The organism is Fibrisoma limi BUZ 3, from assembly GCF_000296815.2.
In the GTDB taxonomy this organism is placed as follows: Bacteria; Bacteroidota; Bacteroidia; order Cytophagales; family Spirosomataceae; genus Fibrisoma; species Fibrisoma limi.
Window position 1 is genome coordinate 841,838 of sequence record NZ_CAIT01000006.1, and the last position, 17,810, is coordinate 859,647.

Here is a 17,810-nt window from a genome sequence, read left to right on the forward strand (position 1 = left end):
AGAAAGCGTAACGGAGAGCCCTAAAACCTGATTAGTTGATCGTTATGAGTAACACGGTGTCATTTGTGCTGGCTGGGTGGCTGGGTATCGCGAGTTTGTTGGCGCAACAAGCTCCGATAGCGGCTTTTACCCCGTACACAACCAATACGCTGGTGCCGGTGGTGAAGATCAGCTCGGGCCGGGTCATTCATCGGTTTTTCGATACGTCGCCGGTTAGTCCGTCGGGGCGGTACGTGGCCCTGTTCCGCTTGCCGCAGGAGACACGACGGCCTAAGCCGGGCGAGGTCGGTGAGGTGGTGCTGGTCGACCTACAAACTGGCAAAGAACGCGTTGTAGCGCAGTCGCGGGGCTGGGAGATGCAGTTGGGTGCCAATGTGCAGTGGGGTGGTTCCGATGCGGAATTATACTTCAACGATGTAGACACTGCTACCTGGAAAGCCTTTGCCGTACAGGTCAATCCGCTTACGGGCCAATCACGACGGCTAGAGGGCACTGTTTTCATGGCGTCGGCGGATGGCAAAAAACTGGCTTCGTATAACCTGATCAGTTCGCGCCGGGCGCAGGTTGGCTACGGTGTGGTCATTCCGGACTCTCTGACGCCGAAGAACATCGGCCCGGTTTCCACCGATGGCATCGATATTACCGACACGCGTACTGGTAAAACCAAGCGTATCGTAAGCATTCGGGAGATCTATGAAAAGTCGGTACCGAGCATCGCCATTGCAAACCCACAGGATTTTGAGTACTACTGCTTCCAGGTGAAGTGGAACCCGCAGGGTACCCGGCTGCTGACGACCGTTCAATGGGCACCGGTTACCGGAGGGCCGCGCCGTCGTTCAGTCATTACCATGCGGCCCGACGGTTCGGATCTGCACACGGCCATTACGCCCGACCAATGGGCGAAAGGTGGCCACCACGTTAACTGGACACCCGATGGCGAACACCTGTCGATGAACCTGGAAGTGGATAACAGGCCCGGCCTGGAACTCATTACCGTCCGGTACGACGGGACGGATATGAAGACGGTTTTCCACCCCGGTTCGGGGCATCCGTCCCTGCAACCGAAGGGCCTACCCTACATCGTCACCGACGCTTACCCGAACGAGGGCGTAACGGCCAATGATGGCACTGTCCCTATCCGGCTGCTGAATCTGTCGACCGGCACGGAGCAGGCCATTGCAAAAATTTTTCTGTCGAAAGCGCAGGGCGAATTTCGGATTGATGCCCATCCGGCCTGGGATCATTCCGGCCGCTACGTGGTCTTTAACGGCTTCGTTGACGGCACCCGAAGCGTATTTCTGGCCGACCTGAAAAGACAGCTTGACGACACAAACAAGACTAACTCAACCGGGAAATAACCATTTAACGAGCCATGAATTATTTGCTAACCCTACTCGGAGCCGTACTGATCGCAAATCCCGTAGTTACTCCCAACTGGAAAGAGGTGGGCAAGCTGAAAACCCGCGACGCTAAGGACATCAAATCATCCACCTGGAGTATCGGGGGCGAAACCCTCGATCGCGACTACACTGACTATCAATCGTACAAAACCTACCTCGGCCCGCTGGGTGCCAAACGCATCCGGTTGCAGGGTGGCTGGGCCAAGTGCGAGAAAGTGAAAGGGGAGTATGATTTCAAATGGCTCGACGCGGTTATTCCGGATGCGGCTTCGCGTGGGGTGGCCCCCTGGGTGGAGCTGTCGTACGGCAACCCTATCTACGAAGGCGGTGGCGAAGCTAAGCTGATGGGCCGTATTCCCACCTCGGCCGAAGGGCTGACCGCCTGGGACAACTGGGTACGGGCGATGGTCACCCGCTACAAAGGGCAGGTGCCGGAGTGGGAAATCTGGAACGAACCCGACGGTAATCCCCTCAACACGGGCAGTGAGCTGGGCGTGTTTTACATCCGTACGGCCCGCCTTGTGAAAAGCATTCAGCCCGACGCCCGGCTCATCGCTCTTGGTATGGCGAGCGTCACGAAGCTCGACTGGCTGCGCGATTTCTTTGAGGTATTGAAACGGGAAAACGCGCTCGATCTGGTGGATATTCTGACGTATCACGGCTACAGTCCAAACCCTGACGATTCTTACCCGAAGATTGAGGAGATGCGAAAGCTCGTCTGGTCCTACAACCGGAGCGCCGGCCGCCCAAAGATTGTGTTTATGCAGGGTGAGAATGGCGCTCCTTCTACGCCCAGCGCCCAGACCATCGGCGCGCTGCGGCAGTACGACTGGAGTGAACTGACCCAGGCCAAATGGGACCTGCGCCGGATGCTCGGCGACCACGGCCGCGGCATTGCCACCAACCTGTTTACGATCTCCGACATTCACTACGCGGCCGGTGATCACATGGTTGGTGTGAACACGAAGGGCTTGCTGAAAACAAAACCGGATAAGACCATTGAACGGCCAAAACTGGCGTATCAGGCAGCCCAGCACGTATTCTCCCTATTCGACGAGACTATTGAAACACTACAGCAGGTCAAGCCAACGGTGAATCAGGAAACGGTCAATGCCTTTGCCTACCGCCACAAAAAGAACGGCGGCAGTCTGATTACGATCTGGAGCAAAGAAGCGCGGCCCGCCGACGAATACACACCCAAACCCACGACGATAACGGTGGAAGGCCAGTTTAAACAGCCGGTATTTGTGGATCTGATTACGGGCAAGGTGTATGACATTCCAAAAGAGCAGTGGAGCAAGACGGGTAAGCAGGTAACGTTTACGGCCGTTCCGGTACCTGACTATCCGGTGCTGATCGCTGACAAAGCCGCGCTGGCGGCTGTGCTGTAATACCCTTTTGACTACGCATAAACCGGGTTGAGGTTCCCCATAATCCGCATGAACAACTTACCGAAAAACGGTCTTCGATTACGCTTTGCGCTTGCCTGTGTCTGTCTCTGGTCGAGCCAGATAAATGCGCAGTTTATCGACACCAGCGACGACCGCGTTAAAACGCCTTTATCCATAAACCTGAAGCCGATCGGAACGCTGAAACCTCGTTCAACGAAGGATATTGAATCGTCGCGGATTACGGTCGGTTGCGAAACCCTCGACCGGGATTTCACCGATTTCAATGCGTACAAAGCGTACCTGCCACCGCTGGGTGTCAAGAAGATTCGGCTACAGGCGGGTTGGGCCAAGTGCGAAAAAGTAAGAGGCCAATACGACTGGGCATGGCTCGACAACATCATCAATTTTGCCGTCGCCAATGGTCTCGAACCCTGGCTGGAAACCTCGTACGGCAATCCGATTTACGAAGGCGGAGGCCGGACGGGCCTGCTGAATAGCCTGATGACCTCGCCCGAAGGCTATGCCGCCTATGACCGCTGGGTTGAAGCCCTCGTAACGCGCTACAAAGACCGCGTGACCGAGTGGGAAATCTGGAACGAGCCGGATCATCCCATGCAGAAAATCACCGCCGAAACCACCGCCGAGTTGAACATTCGGACTGCCGATATCATCAAACGTATTCAGCCCGACGCCAAAATTGCGGCCCTGGCCCTGGCTAGCCACACCGACACGGTGTACCTCGACCGCGCGCTGAAGGTATTGGCTGAACGCAATAAGCTGGATTTATTCACTTGGGTGTCGTACCACAGTTACGCCTTCCGCCCCGAGCAATCGTACAGAGGTGTGGCCGCGTTTAAACGAACACTGGCTAAATACTCTCCGAAATTGCTGCTTCGGCAGGGCGAGAACGGTGCGCCATCGGGGTACATCCCGAGCTACGCATTGGACAAATACTACTGGACGGAATACAGCCAGGCCAAATACGACCTGCGTCGGCTATTGGGCGATCTGGGCCGCGACATTGAAACGTCGGTGTTCACCATCATCGACATCCGATACGGTGGCGACCCACCAGTGCTGAACATGAAAGGTCTGATTCAATCTGACCTGGACAAAACCGTCATCCGGCCGAAAGTGGCCTACTACGCGGTGCAAAACCTGGCATCCGTTTTCGACAACCGGCTTGAACTCGTTCCAAATTTCAGGGCTACCACGACAGCGAAAGAATCCGTATCCATCTTCGGGTATCAGCATAAAGCAGGAAAGAAACAGCTCGTTACGGTCTGGCTGGACGGCAAAACACCAAATAACCTGTTCCAGACCACACCCATCGACATCACGATCGAAAACGGTAATTTCGACAAGCCCGTCTGGGTCGATCTGATGACGGGTAAGGTGTACGATATACCAAAAAACGGCTGGAGCAAGACTGGCACAACGTACTCGTTCAGGAATGTTCCGGTGTATGATTCGCCGGCGCTGATTGCCGACGCGTCGATTTTGACAATGAGTGAAAAGTAAAGAATGAAACAGCAACTGACATATCGAACGGTTTTTGGGCTGCTCCTGCTGTTGTCGGGAATAAGCGCGCGGGCACAATCGGCAGATCATCCGGCAACGACCGACATCAAGATCGATCTTCCGCAACTCGGTGCCATAAAGCCCCGCAGTGTGACCGACATTGAATCGTCGAACTGGCTGATTGGCTGCGAAACCCTCGACCGGGACATGGCCGACTACGAGCAGTACAAAACCTACCTGGCTCCGCTGGGCATCAAGCGCATCCGATTACAGGCGGGTTGGGCAAAAACGGAGAAAGTGCAGGGACAGTACGACTGGGCCTGGCTCGACCGGATTATCAACGATGCCGTTCAGCGTGGTTTGCAGCCCTGGCTGGAGACTTCCTACGGCAATCCAGTCTATCCCGGTGGCGGGGGCATTAACCTGAGTGCAGGATTACCGACGTCGCCGGAAGCCCTGAAAGCCTGGGATCGTTGGGTCGAAGCCCTGGTGAAACGCTATAAGGACAAGGTTAAGGAGTGGGAGGTCTGGAACGAACCCAACTTTGGCGATAACACCATCAACACACCCGAGATGGTGGCGGATTTGAATATCCGTACCGCCGACATCATCAAACGCATTCAGCCGGAAGCCAAAATTTCGGGCCTGTCGATGGGCCATATTGACCTCGACTACGCCGACGCGTTCTTCAAAATTCTGCACCAGAAAGATAAGATGGGTCTGTTCGACAACATGACGTATCACGACTATTTCTACAACCCCGACGCCAACTACGGGCACGTGGCCGAACTCCGGCAGGTCCTCGACAAGTATGCGCCGAACGTAAAACTGCGGCAAGGCGAAAACGGCAGCCCTTCGTTTGGCGGCTTCGGGCGGGGCGCTCTCGGCGATTATAACTGGTCGGAGTTAACCCAGGCGAAATGGAACACCCGGCGCATGCTCGGCGACCTGGGCCACGACATCGAGTGTAGTATTCTGGGTATTATCGACATGAACTACGCGTCGGCTGGTAGCCCCATCACGAAACTGAACGTCAAGGGAATCATTGAGTCAGACTCAACCAAACGAGCTATTCGCCCCAAGATGGCCTACTACGCGATGCAACACGTGGCCTCGGTATTCGACAATTCGCTGAAACGGATTAAGTCGCTGAAACCGACGCATAACGTTAAGGCACCAACGGCTCCGGGCGAAGTGAAATACAACAAGAGCACCGACCGGAGCCTGGCCGTGTACGGCTATGAGCACAAGCAATCAAAGAAGCAGGTTTATTCCATCTGGATGAATGAATGCATACCGGCCGAATCGAATCAGACGAAACCAGTCACGGTCACGTTCCTGAACGGCAACTTCGACAAACCGGTGTACGTCGACATCATCACCGGCCGCGTGTACGACATTCCCGCCACCGACTGGTCGAAAACCGGCACGACCTACACATTCAAAAACATACCGGTTTACGATGCGCCCATTCTGATAGCCGACGCATCGATTATTCCAACGAGCAAATGAAGAACCCGGTCACATATTATCTACTAATCAGCCTGTTGCTATTGGGCGGAGCGGAGGGCTGGTGTCAGAAGCCATCGCCGTTTGTGCTGGTGGGGGCGCGGCAAACGGCGACGGTTGTAGTGGGGTCTGGCGAGCCGGAATGCGTGCGGCTGGCCGTGCAAGATTTAATCGGCGACGTACAAAAAATTACGGATCAGCAAATACGAGTTACTGCTTCAACGCCCGGCAGGTCGTACCAGAACGCCGTCATCATCGGCACAGTAGGCCGGTCTTCGGTAGTTACTCAACACCTCCCCGAAAGTCGCCAATTGACCGGAAAATGGGAGAACTACCGGGTGCAGTCGGTGGGCAGCAATCTGGTGCTGGCGGGTAGCGACGAACGCGGGACAATGTTTGCGGTGTATCATTTCATAGAACAGTACCTCGGCGTCGACCCGCTCTACTTCTGGTCTGACCGCGAACCGGCCAAACGTACCGCATTAAGTTGGGATACCGTATCTATTACCCAGTCAACGCCGACGTTTCGGTTCCGGGGCTGGTTTATCAACGACGAAGACCTGCTGACCGAGTGGCAGCGACCCGGCGAACCGGCGGCAGGCGGCAAACGTAACATCGACTATCCTTTTTATGGTCAGGTGGTAGCTCCGCAAACCCTGCGGCATGTGGTCGAAAGCCTTGTCCGGCTCCGGCAGAACCTGATTATCCCGGCCAGTTTCATCGACATCCGTAATCCGGCAGAGGCCGCCCTGGTGCAGGAAGCCGCCCGGCGTGGGGTGTTTGTCTCCATGCACCATGTTGAACCGATGGGCGTCAGCGCCTTTACATTCTTCAATTACTGGCGCGAAAAAGCAGGCTTGCCGCTGAATGGCAAAGGAGGCAACGACGTTCCCCTGTTTTCCTATTTCAGCAGCCGACCGCAACTCGAAGAGGTCTGGCGCGTGTATGCTACCGAATGGGCGAAGTACCCCAATGTCATCTGGCAGATTGGTCTGCGCGGTATTGCCGACCGGCCCATGTGGCTGGCCGACCCCGGTATTCCGCAAACCGACGCCGACCGGGGTCGACTCATCTCGGAGGCTATGCAAACCCAGATGCAGCTTATCCGACAGGTAGACAAACGCCCGAATCCACCGATCACCACCACGCTCTGGGCCGAAGGCTCGGTGCTCAACAAAGCGGGCCACCTGAAGATTCCCGAAGGCGTTACGGTTGTTTTCTCTGATAACAGCCCCGGCTGGCGCATGCAGGCCGATTTTCGCGACACACCCCGACAACCGGGACATTCGTATGGCGTCTATTACCACCATCAGTTGTGGGGCTCCGGGCCGCATCTAACCCAGATTGTTCCACCCGCCCAGACGTATAAAGTCTTACGAGAAGTCTATGAAAAAGGCGATACCGCTTATGCCATCGCCAACATCTCGAACCTTCGTGAATTTGTGCTGGGTGCCGATGCTACAGCCAGGATGCTCACGGGCTTCAGCAACTTTCGGATCGATGTTTTCGAGCGCAACTGGTTCACAGCGCGTTACGGCGCGTCGGCAGCGCAGGTACAGCAGGCCTACCAAACGTATTTTGACGGTTTTGCCCTGAATAGCCGCACCCAGACGCCCATTCTGATGGATGGTCAACTGCGTAGTATTGCACTGGGCCAACTGCGGGAGTTACGCCTGCAACTGACCGATTCGGCGGGGTATGCGGTTCATCTGAAGCAACAAAAGGTAGAAACTGAGGAGAGCCGCTGGATTAAATCGGCGCTGGCCGATATGGGCAGTGAGAATCTGGATACTCAAACGCTGCTGAAACGGGTGCAGGCTCAGAAAACCGCTCACCTCCGCGCCGACTCGCTCGCCCAATTGGTGTTGCCACAACTCCCCGTAAGCGAACGTCGATTTATGGAAACCAACTTACTGGCTAACCTCGACCTGATTCTGGGGCTCGAAACTTGGCTCGAAGGCGTTCTGCAAGCACGGATTGCTGCCAACGCTAACCGGCTATCCGATGTCGAAACGAACCTGCAACACGCCGTTGCAGCCTTCGACCAGATGCAGAAGGGCCAGCACCGAATCGCCACCGGCAAATGGCAAAACTGGTACCAGGGCGATAAAAAGATGAATCTGGAAGAGTGCCGACGAGTTACCGAAACCATCCGAAACAAGGCATTGAGCGAAAGACCGGGCAGCCGGGCGGTGAATAAGCGAAAGAGCGGCTGACATACGCCTGCTTGTTCGCTCAATCACTCATTCGCTCTGTCGCCCATTCATTCATTGATCCTATGCAAACACTCCAAACCTTAGACTACTGGGCAATCGCCATTTACATGGGGCTGATGGCGGGAATTGGCCTCTTTCTGGGGAAGTTCATCAAGAACATTGGTGACTACTTCAAGGGTGGCAACGCCATCCCGTGGGTATCGGGCGCGATCTCCAACTTCATGACCAAGTTCAGTACGTTCATGTTCGTTGCTTACGCCGGCATTGCGTACCAGCACGGCTTCGTGGCCCTGACGCTCATCTGGAGTACGGTGCTGCCCGCGCTGGTTGGGGTGGCCATTTTCGCCAAACGATGGCGACGGGCGGGAATCATGACGCCGATGGAATTCCTCGAAACGCGCTTCAACGCACCCGTCCGGCAGGTGTTTGCGTGGGCGGGGGTCTTCTTCAAGATTCTGGACAATATGGTGCGGCTCTACGCCCTCGGCCTGTTTGTCAAAACGGCCGCTAACCTGAGTCTGGAGCAGGCGATTCTGGGCTGTGGCATCATTGTAGCGCTGTATACCATTGCCGGTGGACTATGGGCCGTAGTCGTTACGGACGTGGTGCAGTTCATTATCCTGATGGTTGCTACGTTGATTCTGGTGCCGCTGACGATGCAGGCCGCCGGGGGGTTACCGAAGATGATGGAGACGATTCCCCAGCACTTCGACCCCTTCAACGGCCCCAAGGGTGCCCCGCTTTACCTGTCGGTGTATTACCTCATGATTCTGGTTAAATACAGCGGCAACTGGACATTCATTCAGCGGTTCTATAGCGTCCGCGATGAACGCGCCAGCCAGAAGCAGGGCCTGCTGACGGCGGTGTTTTTCTTCTTTTTCCCGATCGTTTTTCTGTTCCCGTCGATTGCCGCCCGCGCCATTATCCCTGGCCTGGAGAACCCCGAAATGGCCTACGTCAGCGTGTGCCTGAAGCTCCTGCCCGAAGGCATCATGGGCCTGATGGTCGCGGCCATGTTCGCGGCTACAATGTCGGTGCTCAGTGGTGAATACAACGTAACGGCGGGGGTTCTGACCCGCGACATCTACCAGCGGCTATTCAACCCCAACGCAACGGACAAAGAGACACTCTGGGTCGGGCGGATGATGACCTTGCTGCTCGGTGGACTGATTACGGTAGGTGCGCTGTTTGTCGGAGGTTTTGGGGGTGCTTTTGAAGCCAACAAGCTGTTCACGGGTCTGTTTGCCATTCCGATGACGCTGCCACTGGTGCTGGGTATCGTATTGAAGCGTCCGCAGCCCTGGGGGGCTCTCGCTACAGTGTTGGCCGGAATGATTATTGGCCTGCTTCTCAATGCCACCCCGTCGATTTCCTGGGAGATGGCGACCCTCATCGAGATTTTAACCTGCGTGGCCGTCTTCCTCCTGTCGGGACTCATCGAATCAAAGGATGCCCTATACCGGCTGCGCGTCGAAGCCTTTTTCCGCCGTCTATCCACACCCTTAACTGAAGCCGAAAAGCCGAAAGAAGACCCGATTTTCATGCGTTCGATGAACCGGCTCTATGCGGTTGCCCTGTCCGTAACGGGGGGCTTGTTCATGACCATGAGCGGGCCATCTTTGGGCGAAACCAGCGGCAAGTTTGCGTTCGGTGCCGGGGTCATCTGCCTGATATTATCGGGCATTCTGTGGTACTGGACGCGCGAAACGAACAGAACAAAATCCCGTAGGGATGACCTGCTAGTAGCAGAAGATGCCCGCAAAAGCACCTAACTCCGCCGGAGCGACCGTGCCGACCATTCTGATACGGCAAAATAGTTATCTATTAACTGATCGCCCTTAATGGGGGCCAAATTAAACAAACCAGTAGTACCATCACCGGCCGCACGGCGGACCATTTCCCCTAACGGGGCTGAAATATAACACCGCTTCGGCGGCCAACCTGAACAAATATGAATAACCTCGAAAACAACCGGATCGCCGGCCGAACCATTTTCATCACCGGCGCGTCGGGCGGCATTGGAAAAGCGACCGCGCTGCAACTCCTTGATCAGGGTGCTAACGTATTTGATTTTAGCCGTACCCACCGTTTAACTGATAACGTTCAGCATGAAAACCTGCGTTCGTATACTGGCGACGTGAGCGCAGAAGCCGACGTTCAGGCCGGGTTTGCGGCTTGTCTGGACGCCTTCGGCACCGTCGATGTACTGATCAACAACGCGGGCATGGGCGTACTGACCACCGACCTTTCGCAAACCGATCTGGCGACCTACGAGCAGATGGTCAACGTGAACATGCGGGGCGTGTTTCTCTGTAACCGGGAAGCACTCAGGGTGATGAAACTCAAAAAACAGGGCCACATCATTACGGTTATTTCTATGGCCGGGCAACGTACAAACCCCAATGCGCCGGTTTATGCGGCTTCGAAGTTTGGCGCACGGGGACTGAGCAGCGGCCTGGCCGACCAGGTGATTAAAGAAGGTATTAAGGTCACCGACGTTAACCCCGGTCCGACCGACAGCAACTATTGGGGCGACCGCAAGGTGCCACGGGAGAAATTCCTGAAAGTAGAGGACGTAGCGAACGTCATCACGTTTGTACTCAATCAGCCGGATTATGTCCTGATCCGCGAAATCAATTTTGACAACATGAAATTTTTGGCGCAATGAAATCCAACGGCACACACCACACATCGCCTTTCCCGATACCCGTTTCAGAGATGCGCGAACGGTATTTACAGCTTTACACGGGGGCAGTTAACGACGTTCTGCGGTTTACGTATAAACTGCACGCTACCAGTTTACCGGCCTGCTACGCCCCATTACGCGAGGAGATGAAGATGGCCGGCATGGCCTTCACCGTCAAAGGTGCGCCCGACATCACCACCGACGGTGAGTTCGAAATGCGGGCGCAGATGCTGGAGGATCTGCACAAAGATTCAGTCGTAGTCTGGGACTGCACGGGCGATACGGTTACCTCACAATGGGGCGAAGTGATGACCATGGCGGCTATTAAAGCCGGTTGTCGGGGTGCGTTGATCAACGGCATCCGGGACACAAAGGCCATTCTGGATCAGGGCTTTCCAGTGTTCTACAAGTACAAAACGAGCACCGGTATGCTGGGCCGTTTCCGGATGTATTACTACCAGAAACCGGTGCAGATCGGTGAGGTGATCATTCAGCCCGGCGACTGGATTTTCGGCGACATTGACGGTGTCATCGCTATCCCGCACGCTATTGCGTACGATGTGCTGGTCGCGGCCGAAAAGATTATTCACAAGGAAGTAGGCATTAAAGAAATGGTCGAAAGCGGTATGCGCCCGACTGAAGTAGTCAAAAACGGCGGTTATTTCTGATGGAAGCCATTGCAACGCTCAGGTTGTTTCTATCTGGCGACGAGAGAGACGCCATCCTGACCAGCCAGGACCCGGTCATCAAACGGTTTCGTCAGGCGCTCAGGCAGCGGGTGACGAGTCGTCTGACGGTGCCCGGCTTGCAGGCTGAGAGCCTTTCGCTTGGTTGGTGGTACCCCTGCGCCGAATACCTCTCCGACGCGGCCATGCAGCATGCCCTGGAGCCGACCGAGGAACTGGCGGCCTGGCTACGTAGCACCACGCTGACCATTGCTCGTCGGCCGGTTGGCGATTGGGTAGGGCCGTGGTTTCGCAGCCATGCCGAACCGTTGACGGGCCATCTGGAGACAGCCCACGTCTGCTGGGGTGTCGCGGCCGTACTGGACCTGGCGGGTGACGTATTCACGGATGCCGAGCAGGCCGAAGTTCGGGAGATGCTCTACAAGAAAGGCATAGTGCTGTGTCGGCGGTGGCTTCAGAAGAACAGCCATTTGGCTAACTGGCGGGGTATCATGGCGTCGGGCGCGCTGGTGGCGTCGGCTGCGTTGGGTGCGGCCGGCGATCCGGCGGCCGGCGATCCGGCGGCCGGCGATCCGGATGACAATCTGCTGGATGAATTTACGCCGGAATTGGCCCGCATGGCCCAGGCGTTTCAGCCGGATGGTAGCTACGGCGAATCGTTGCAGTACGGCAACTATCTGGCTAACGCCCTGATGCTGGCGTATGAATCACTGGTGCGTAAGTATCCAGTGCAGGCCACTCAGCTTGACGTCAGCGCGTACAGCCGGGGTATGAACTGGATGGCGCAGAGCATGTTGTATCGCAAACCGATGCAAGCATGGAATATCCATTCCGGGAGCGATGAGCCACGGGCGCGGGCCGTAAACTTCAACGATTCGGCGGCCCTGTTCCGGCCTTCGGGCGATTTGCTGCTGCACATTGCGGTTCGCTACGACGACCCGCTGCAGGCTGGCCTGGCCCGCTGGTTATTTCAGGAGTATTACGAGCCAGGCCCAACGCAGGGGCCACACGACCTGGCGAGCTTCGGCATGCGCAACGACTGGGGTTTCCTGACCCTGCCGCTGCTGACAAAAGCTGGTCAATCAGTATCGCCCGCAGCGGCTGATCTGCCCCTGACAACCTCATTTTCCAACGGTAATGCGTTCGTTCGGGATGCCTGGCGGGGTCGATCGGTACTGGCCGTTCAGGGCGGCAACAACGACGGTGTTTATGCGCCCGGCCACCTACAGGGCGATTTAAACAGCTTTATGCTGGTTCACAATCGGGAACGGCTGCTGGTCGATCCGGGCCACAGTTGCTACAGAAACCTGATTCATGGTCTTGAAAGCAGCACGCAGACGCACAATACCTGCACTTTTCTGGTCGAACAGGATTCGCTTGGCTTGCAGGAGGATTTGGCTAAAATCAAGCTGCTCGAACAACGAAATGTCCTCTCCCGGCGATTGATCCGTACCGATGGCCACGTGGGGCCACCCGTTGAACGTGGAGGTCGTCTGTTGCACTGCCAGCGGGTCGGTGATGTATCGTGGGTGGTGTCGGAGGTGGCCGCTTCCTATGGGGCACCGATCCAGGAGTTTACCCGCTGCTGGTTGCAGGTGGGTCCGCACGTTACGTTCGTGATCGACCGTATTCGGGCAACTGAACCCGTCCGAACCGTTTGGAACTGGTTGCTCAACAACCGCGATGGGCAATCGGTCATTCGTACGAATGGCGGTGAGCTGGTACTCAATCGCCACCAGAGCGGTCTGCGGTTATGCCAGGTTGGACCAGCCGCCTTATCCGGCCCCGTTTATGCCTACGTTCACGATGCCTACCATCCCGAACCGGCTCAGTTGGGCGAAGGGCTGCCCGGTAGTGGCCTGTTGTTCCGGCATACCGACAACCAGGCGTCTACCAACGTATCCCGGCTTCACGTCCTGATTGCCGACGACGTAGCCGAACTCGATGAGTGGCGCATTACACAAGACGATGAGCAGATAACTGTAGAGAAACAGTCGCAACGTATTCAACTGACAGGTTCGTTTGACGCTGCCATACGGGTACAGGTGACAAATGCCAACAACCAGGTCAGTATAACCGAAGGCTCGTCTGGTTTTGTGGTAAAATAATCGCCATGAAAATTAAGCTGCTTGCCCTGCTTGCTCTTGTGTTGAGTACATCCCTGAAGCAGGATGCACCAACCCGCTTACGGTTGTTTCTGCTCATCGGGCAGTCCAATATGGCGGGTCGGGGGCTCCCCGAAGCGCAGGATCAGCAGCCCGTCGACCGGGTCTGGATGTTCACAAAAGAGGATACTTGGGTGCCTGCCCGCGAACCGATGCACTTCGATAAGCCCGCGGTGGTGGGGGTTGGGCCAGGGTTTGCGTTCGGCAGGCGGCTGGCCGAAGCGTTTCCAAACGAAAACATAGGCCTGATTCCCTGCGCCGTCGGTGGATCAGGTATCGATGTCTGGCAGCCGGGCGCGTACTACGAACCAACAAAGTCGTATCCCTACGACGATGCGCTACGTCGGGCGAAGAAAGCGTTGGGTAACGGTGAACTGGCCGGTATTCTGTGGCACCAGGGTGAAAGCGATTCGCAACCCGAAAAAGCGCCGGCCTACGGCGCTAAGCTGGCCGAACTGATCCAGCGGCTACGTCGGGAGTTGAATGCCCCGAATGTACCATTTGTCGTCGGGACGCTGGGCGATTTTATTGTCAGGCGAAACCCGGACGCAGGAGTGATCAACGCAACGCTGCAACAGATGCCCGGTCGGGTACCTGACACGTATTGCGTCGTATCGGAAGGGCTGACGCACAAAGGCGATTCCACCCATTTTGATACCCCGTCTGCCCGAACGCTGGGCGTGCGGTATGCCGACGTATTTATTCAGAAAAAACTGGTGACCAAACAATGAATGAAACGCTTTTCTGGGGTGTCGACCACCCCGCCGTAGCCGCCGATGATGTGGAGAAGCTGGCCGATTGGTACTGTACCGTACTAGGGTATAAAAAGTGGTTCCGACACGAGAAACCCGTCTGGATGCTTGTGGCACCCGATGATACATTGCTGGAAATCATGCCCAAAGACGACACCGCCCGACCAGTACGCACGACCTGGACACCCGGCTGGTCGCATCTGGCGCTGCGCGTGTCGAATATTGAACAGGCCATTGCCTGGCTCGATCAACACGGGGTTACCTGGGGTGGTGAGCTAACGAACGCCATTGGCGGTGGCCTGGTCCGCAACTTCTTCGATCCGGACGGCAACATGCTCCAAGTTCTGGAACGCCCGCTTCCGATTACGAATCCTTAAACTATTACCCCAATGCAAGCAGCTTATTACACCGGCAATCGCCGTTTTGACATACAACCCGCTACTACCCTACCCCCACAACCGGGCGAAGTACGCCTGAAGGTCGCGTATTGTGGCGTATGCGGCACCGACGTGCATATTTATCACGGCAGCATGGACAAGCGGGTTCGCATTCCGCAAGTCGTCGGCCACGAAGTTTCGGGTGAAATCGACGCCGTTGGCGAAGGCGTATCCGGCTGGCAGGTCGGCGACCGCGTAGCCGTACGACCCCTACAGCCCGGCCTTGAAGACCCCTCCGACAACGATCAACGCCATATCGGCAAGAACCTGAAATTTATTGGTATCGATACCCCGGGCGGTATGCAGGCCTACTGGAACGTACCTGCCTATACGTTGCATCGACTACCCGAGAACCTGCCGTTGACGTTGGGGGCGATGATCGAGCCGCTGGCTGTAGCTTGCCATGATGTGCGGCTGGGCGAGTTGAAAGCGGGCGAAAACGCAGTGGTTATTGGTGGAGGCCCGATCGGCGTACTGATTGCACTTGTGGCCCGACAGGTTGGGGCCAACGTACTCATTTCCGAAGTCAATCCGGCGCGGTTACGGCTGGCCGAATCGCTCGGTTTGTCAACCGTAAATCCCAAAGAACAGGAGCTGGTGGCTGCGGTAGAAGCATTTACCAACGGAGCGATGGCTGACGTGGTTTTTGAAGTATCGGGTGTTCAGGCCGGTGTTACGGCCATGACACAGTTGCCCCGCGCCCGTGGTCGCATCGTCATGGTCGCGATTCACAGCGAGCCGAAATCAGTTGACCTATTCCGTTTCTTCTGGCGGGAAATCAAGCTGATTGGCGCGCGGGTTTACGAACCGGAGGATTTCGATGAAGCGATTCGGTTGGCCGCATCGGGCGAACTACCGCTGGAAAGCCTGATTACGCAGGTGTCGCCGTTGGAACACGTACAGCAGGTTTTTGAAACGATTGACAACAATCCGGCCGGGATGAAATATTTACTTCAGATCGACTGAATCTTCTTTCCAGATACGACTCGATAGCTATCGATAAAAAGTTTTTTTCTGAAAAAATGGTTGAGAAATGCCAGGGGAGCCCCTGGCATCTTTTGTTTTATCGCAGCGACATGAATGTACTTACTATCCGTCAATTAGGACGTTCGCCGGCAACTCTCTGGCTTGGGTCCAGCAGGCCTACCAGACAGTTCAACCAGGCACGGCTGAAGCAGGCCCCCGACCAACTCGCTTCGAGACTTTTTATCTTGGTTATCGGGGATGTAGCCCGTTAGGCCGAATTAGTAAAAACCGTACTGACATGGCTTTATCAATGTACTCACGGGTTTAGTGATAATACATAAAAGATTTTTCTTTCCAACCTTAACCATATTGCAGGAATGAAACCAACGAGACGTAATTTTTTACAATCACTGGGCGTTGGCGTAGCCGGCATGGGCATTGCGCACGAATCAACGGCCGCGCAACCGCCTAAGGTGGCCAAATCCGCCGGTGATGATCAGATTCTATTCGTAGGCGACACCATTGCCATCGCCAATACCGAACACGGGAAAGTCCGGGGATTCATCCTCCGGGGAATTCACCAGTTTTTGGGCATTCCCTACGGTGCCGATACGTCGGGCAAGAATCGGTTCATGCCCCCGCAAAAACCCACCCCCTGGACCGACGTTCGACCCGCGCTTTGGTGGGGTAACTCGGCTCCGCAGATCATGGAGAAACGGTACGCCAACGCATATGCCTCGTTTGTCGACCACTGGAATTACGATGACGTATCGGAAGACTGTCTGAAGCTGAACGTCTGGACGCCCGCCCTGGACACCCAGAAACGCCCCGTTGTGGTCTGGCTGCACGGCGGAGGCTTTACCAACGGCAACGGCATCGAACAGGATGGCTACCACGGCGAAAATCTGGCGCGTCTGGGAAATCTGGTATTCTGTTCGCTCAACCACCGACTCGGCCCGCTGGGTTATACCGATCTGAAAGCTGCCGGGGGCCATGCTGCGTCGGGCAACGTCGGGAACCTGGACATGGTAGCCGCGCTGGAATGGGTCAAAAACAACATTGCTAATTTCGGTGGCGACCCGAACAACGTGACGATCATTGGCCAGTCGGGTGGCGGGGCTAAGGTGACTACGTTGATGAATATGCCGTCGGCGAAGGGGTTGTTTCACAAGGCAGTAGCGTTGAGTGGCACCTCCCTGGCTGGCGCCAACAAGGAGTACGCCGAAAAACTGGGAATGACCGTGCTGGAAGAAGCGGGCCTGAAACCCGGCGAAGTGGACAAACTCCAGCAGATACCCTGGCGGCAGTACATCGACATCGCCAACCGGGCCGTTGAGAAGATGACCGCCGAAGCCAGACGGATGAGTATCCAGCGGGGCGGCTTTTCGCCCGTAGCCGACGGGGTTGCGCTGAGCGAAGGACCTTTCTTCAGCGATGCCAACCACTTCTCGGCCGACATTCCGCTGCTGATCTGCTCAACCTTCCATGAGCAGAGCCCGAGTCGGACGGATGCAGCGCTGGAAACCATCACGCTCGCTGAAGTAAAAGAGAAAGTTAAACCACGGTTTGGCGATAAAGCGGACGAAATCGTGGATGCGTACGCGAAGAATTTCCCGAAGGCCCGTCCAATCGAAATCTGGTCGCTGGTCGTTTCCAACCGAAAGAACGCCATTGCTGCCGCCGACGCAAAAGCCGCGCAGCAAAAAGCCCCCGTTTACGTAGCGTGGTTTGGCTGGCAGCCGCCCCTGTTCGATGGCCGGATGCGGGCTTTTCACTGCGACGATATCTGTTTCTGGTTCTACAACACCGACTTGATGCTGACGCACACGGGCGGTGGCAAACGTCCCCGGGCGCTGTCTGAAAAAATGGCCAAGTCGTTTATAAACTTCGCCAGAACCGGTAATCCAAACGGCGGGGGTTTACCAACCTGGAAACCGTATTCCAGTCAGAACGGCGAGACTATGGTTCTGGACGACGCCCCCATGCTGGTCAATGATCCGGACCGGGAAGCCCGGAAAACGCTGGCTTAGTTACTGCGCCGTTACAGTCCCCCGGATGCTACTGGTAAGCGATTGAATCAA

At 56.1% G+C, this 17,810-nt stretch carries 13 protein-coding genes; all 13 read left to right on the top strand.

Annotation, left to right across the window (positions count from 1 at the left end):
* The first annotated feature begins 44 nt into the window (after window positions 1-44).
* Entirely contained in the window at window positions 45-1,358 is a 1,314-nt protein-coding gene (locus BN8_RS11455; protein ID WP_009282033.1) for a TolB-like translocation protein, read from the top strand.
* Between the two features lie 14 nt (window positions 1,359-1,372).
* Window positions 1,373-2,791, top strand: coding sequence for a GH39 family glycosyl hydrolase (locus BN8_RS11460; protein ID WP_009282034.1), 1,419 nt, complete (start codon window positions 1,373-1,375; stop codon window positions 2,789-2,791).
* A 48-nt stretch (window positions 2,792-2,839) separates the two neighbouring features.
* Window positions 2,840-4,312 carry a GH39 family glycosyl hydrolase gene (locus BN8_RS11465; RefSeq protein WP_009282035.1) on the top strand — a complete coding sequence of 491 codons (1,473 nt, stop codon included), beginning with the start codon at window positions 2,840-2,842 and terminating at the stop codon, window positions 4,310-4,312.
* Between the two features lie 3 nt (window positions 4,313-4,315).
* Window positions 4,316-5,824: a GH39 family glycosyl hydrolase gene (locus BN8_RS11470; protein ID WP_009282036.1), complete on the top strand. Its 1,509-nt coding sequence runs from the start codon at window positions 4,316-4,318 to the stop codon at window positions 5,822-5,824.
* Entirely contained in the window at window positions 5,821-8,037 is a 2,217-nt protein-coding gene (locus BN8_RS11475) for a glycosyl hydrolase 115 family protein (protein ID WP_040005746.1), read from the top strand. Before BN8_RS11470 ends, BN8_RS11475 begins: the two co-directional genes overlap by 4 nt.
* Before the next feature lie 62 nt (window positions 8,038-8,099).
* Window positions 8,100-9,809 carry a sodium:solute symporter family protein gene (locus tag BN8_RS11480; protein WP_009282038.1) on the top strand — a complete coding sequence of 570 codons (1,710 nt, stop codon included), beginning with the start codon at window positions 8,100-8,102 and terminating at the stop codon, window positions 9,807-9,809.
* Window positions 9,810-9,988: 179 nt separating this feature from the next.
* Entirely contained in the window at window positions 9,989-10,705 is a 717-nt protein-coding gene (locus BN8_RS11485; RefSeq protein ID WP_009282039.1) for an SDR family oxidoreductase, read from the top strand.
* Window positions 10,702-11,391 (top strand): RraA family protein, encoded by a 690-nt coding sequence (locus BN8_RS11490; RefSeq protein WP_009282040.1) that lies wholly within the window; start codon window positions 10,702-10,704, stop codon window positions 11,389-11,391. The genes BN8_RS11485 and BN8_RS11490 overlap by 4 nt, the downstream gene beginning before the upstream one ends.
* Window positions 11,391-13,517: a heparinase II/III domain-containing protein gene (locus BN8_RS11495; RefSeq protein WP_009282041.1), complete on the top strand. Its 2,127-nt coding sequence runs from the start codon at window positions 11,391-11,393 to the stop codon at window positions 13,515-13,517. Before BN8_RS11490 ends, BN8_RS11495 begins: the two co-directional genes overlap by 1 nt.
* Before the next feature lie 5 nt (window positions 13,518-13,522).
* Complete coding sequence (locus tag BN8_RS11500) at window positions 13,523-14,305, top strand: sialate O-acetylesterase (RefSeq protein ID WP_009282042.1); 783 nt, start codon at window positions 13,523-13,525, stop codon at window positions 14,303-14,305.
* Window positions 14,302-14,703: a VOC family protein gene (locus tag BN8_RS11505; RefSeq protein ID WP_009282043.1), complete on the top strand. Its 402-nt coding sequence runs from the start codon at window positions 14,302-14,304 to the stop codon at window positions 14,701-14,703. Before BN8_RS11500 ends, BN8_RS11505 begins: the two co-directional genes overlap by 4 nt.
* Before the next feature lie 12 nt (window positions 14,704-14,715).
* Window positions 14,716-15,729 carry a zinc-dependent alcohol dehydrogenase gene (locus BN8_RS11510; RefSeq protein WP_009282044.1) on the top strand — a complete coding sequence of 338 codons (1,014 nt, stop codon included), beginning with the start codon at window positions 14,716-14,718 and terminating at the stop codon, window positions 15,727-15,729.
* Between the two features lie 377 nt (window positions 15,730-16,106).
* On the top strand, window positions 16,107-17,759 hold the full coding sequence (locus BN8_RS11515) for a carboxylesterase/lipase family protein (RefSeq protein ID WP_009282045.1): 1,653 nt from the start codon (window positions 16,107-16,109) through the stop codon (window positions 17,757-17,759).
* Window positions 17,760-17,810 lie beyond the last annotated feature (51 nt).

Coding starts and splice junctions, on each gene's coding strand:
- BN8_RS11505 (WP_009282043.1), top strand. CDS start 14,302: ATGAATGAAACGCTTTTCTGGGGTGTCGACCACCCCGCCGTAGCCGCC.
- BN8_RS11495 (WP_009282041.1), top strand. CDS start 11,391: ATGGAAGCCATTGCAACGCTCAGGTTGTTTCTATCTGGCGACGAGAGA.
- BN8_RS11510 (WP_009282044.1), top strand. CDS start 14,716: ATGCAAGCAGCTTATTACACCGGCAATCGCCGTTTTGACATACAACCC.
- BN8_RS11500 (WP_009282042.1), top strand. CDS start 13,523: ATGAAAATTAAGCTGCTTGCCCTGCTTGCTCTTGTGTTGAGTACATCC.
- BN8_RS11465 (WP_009282035.1), top strand. CDS start 2,840: ATGAACAACTTACCGAAAAACGGTCTTCGATTACGCTTTGCGCTTGCC.
- BN8_RS11515 (WP_009282045.1), top strand. CDS start 16,107: ATGAAACCAACGAGACGTAATTTTTTACAATCACTGGGCGTTGGCGTA.
- BN8_RS11490 (WP_009282040.1), top strand. CDS start 10,702: ATGAAATCCAACGGCACACACCACACATCGCCTTTCCCGATACCCGTT.
- BN8_RS11485 (WP_009282039.1), top strand. CDS start 9,989: ATGAATAACCTCGAAAACAACCGGATCGCCGGCCGAACCATTTTCATC.
- BN8_RS11470 (WP_009282036.1), top strand. CDS start 4,316: ATGAAACAGCAACTGACATATCGAACGGTTTTTGGGCTGCTCCTGCTG.
- BN8_RS11475 (WP_040005746.1), top strand. CDS start 5,821: ATGAAGAACCCGGTCACATATTATCTACTAATCAGCCTGTTGCTATTG.
- BN8_RS11480 (WP_009282038.1), top strand. CDS start 8,100: ATGCAAACACTCCAAACCTTAGACTACTGGGCAATCGCCATTTACATG.
- BN8_RS11460 (WP_009282034.1), top strand. CDS start 1,373: ATGAATTATTTGCTAACCCTACTCGGAGCCGTACTGATCGCAAATCCC.
- BN8_RS11455 (WP_009282033.1), top strand. CDS start 45: ATGAGTAACACGGTGTCATTTGTGCTGGCTGGGTGGCTGGGTATCGCG.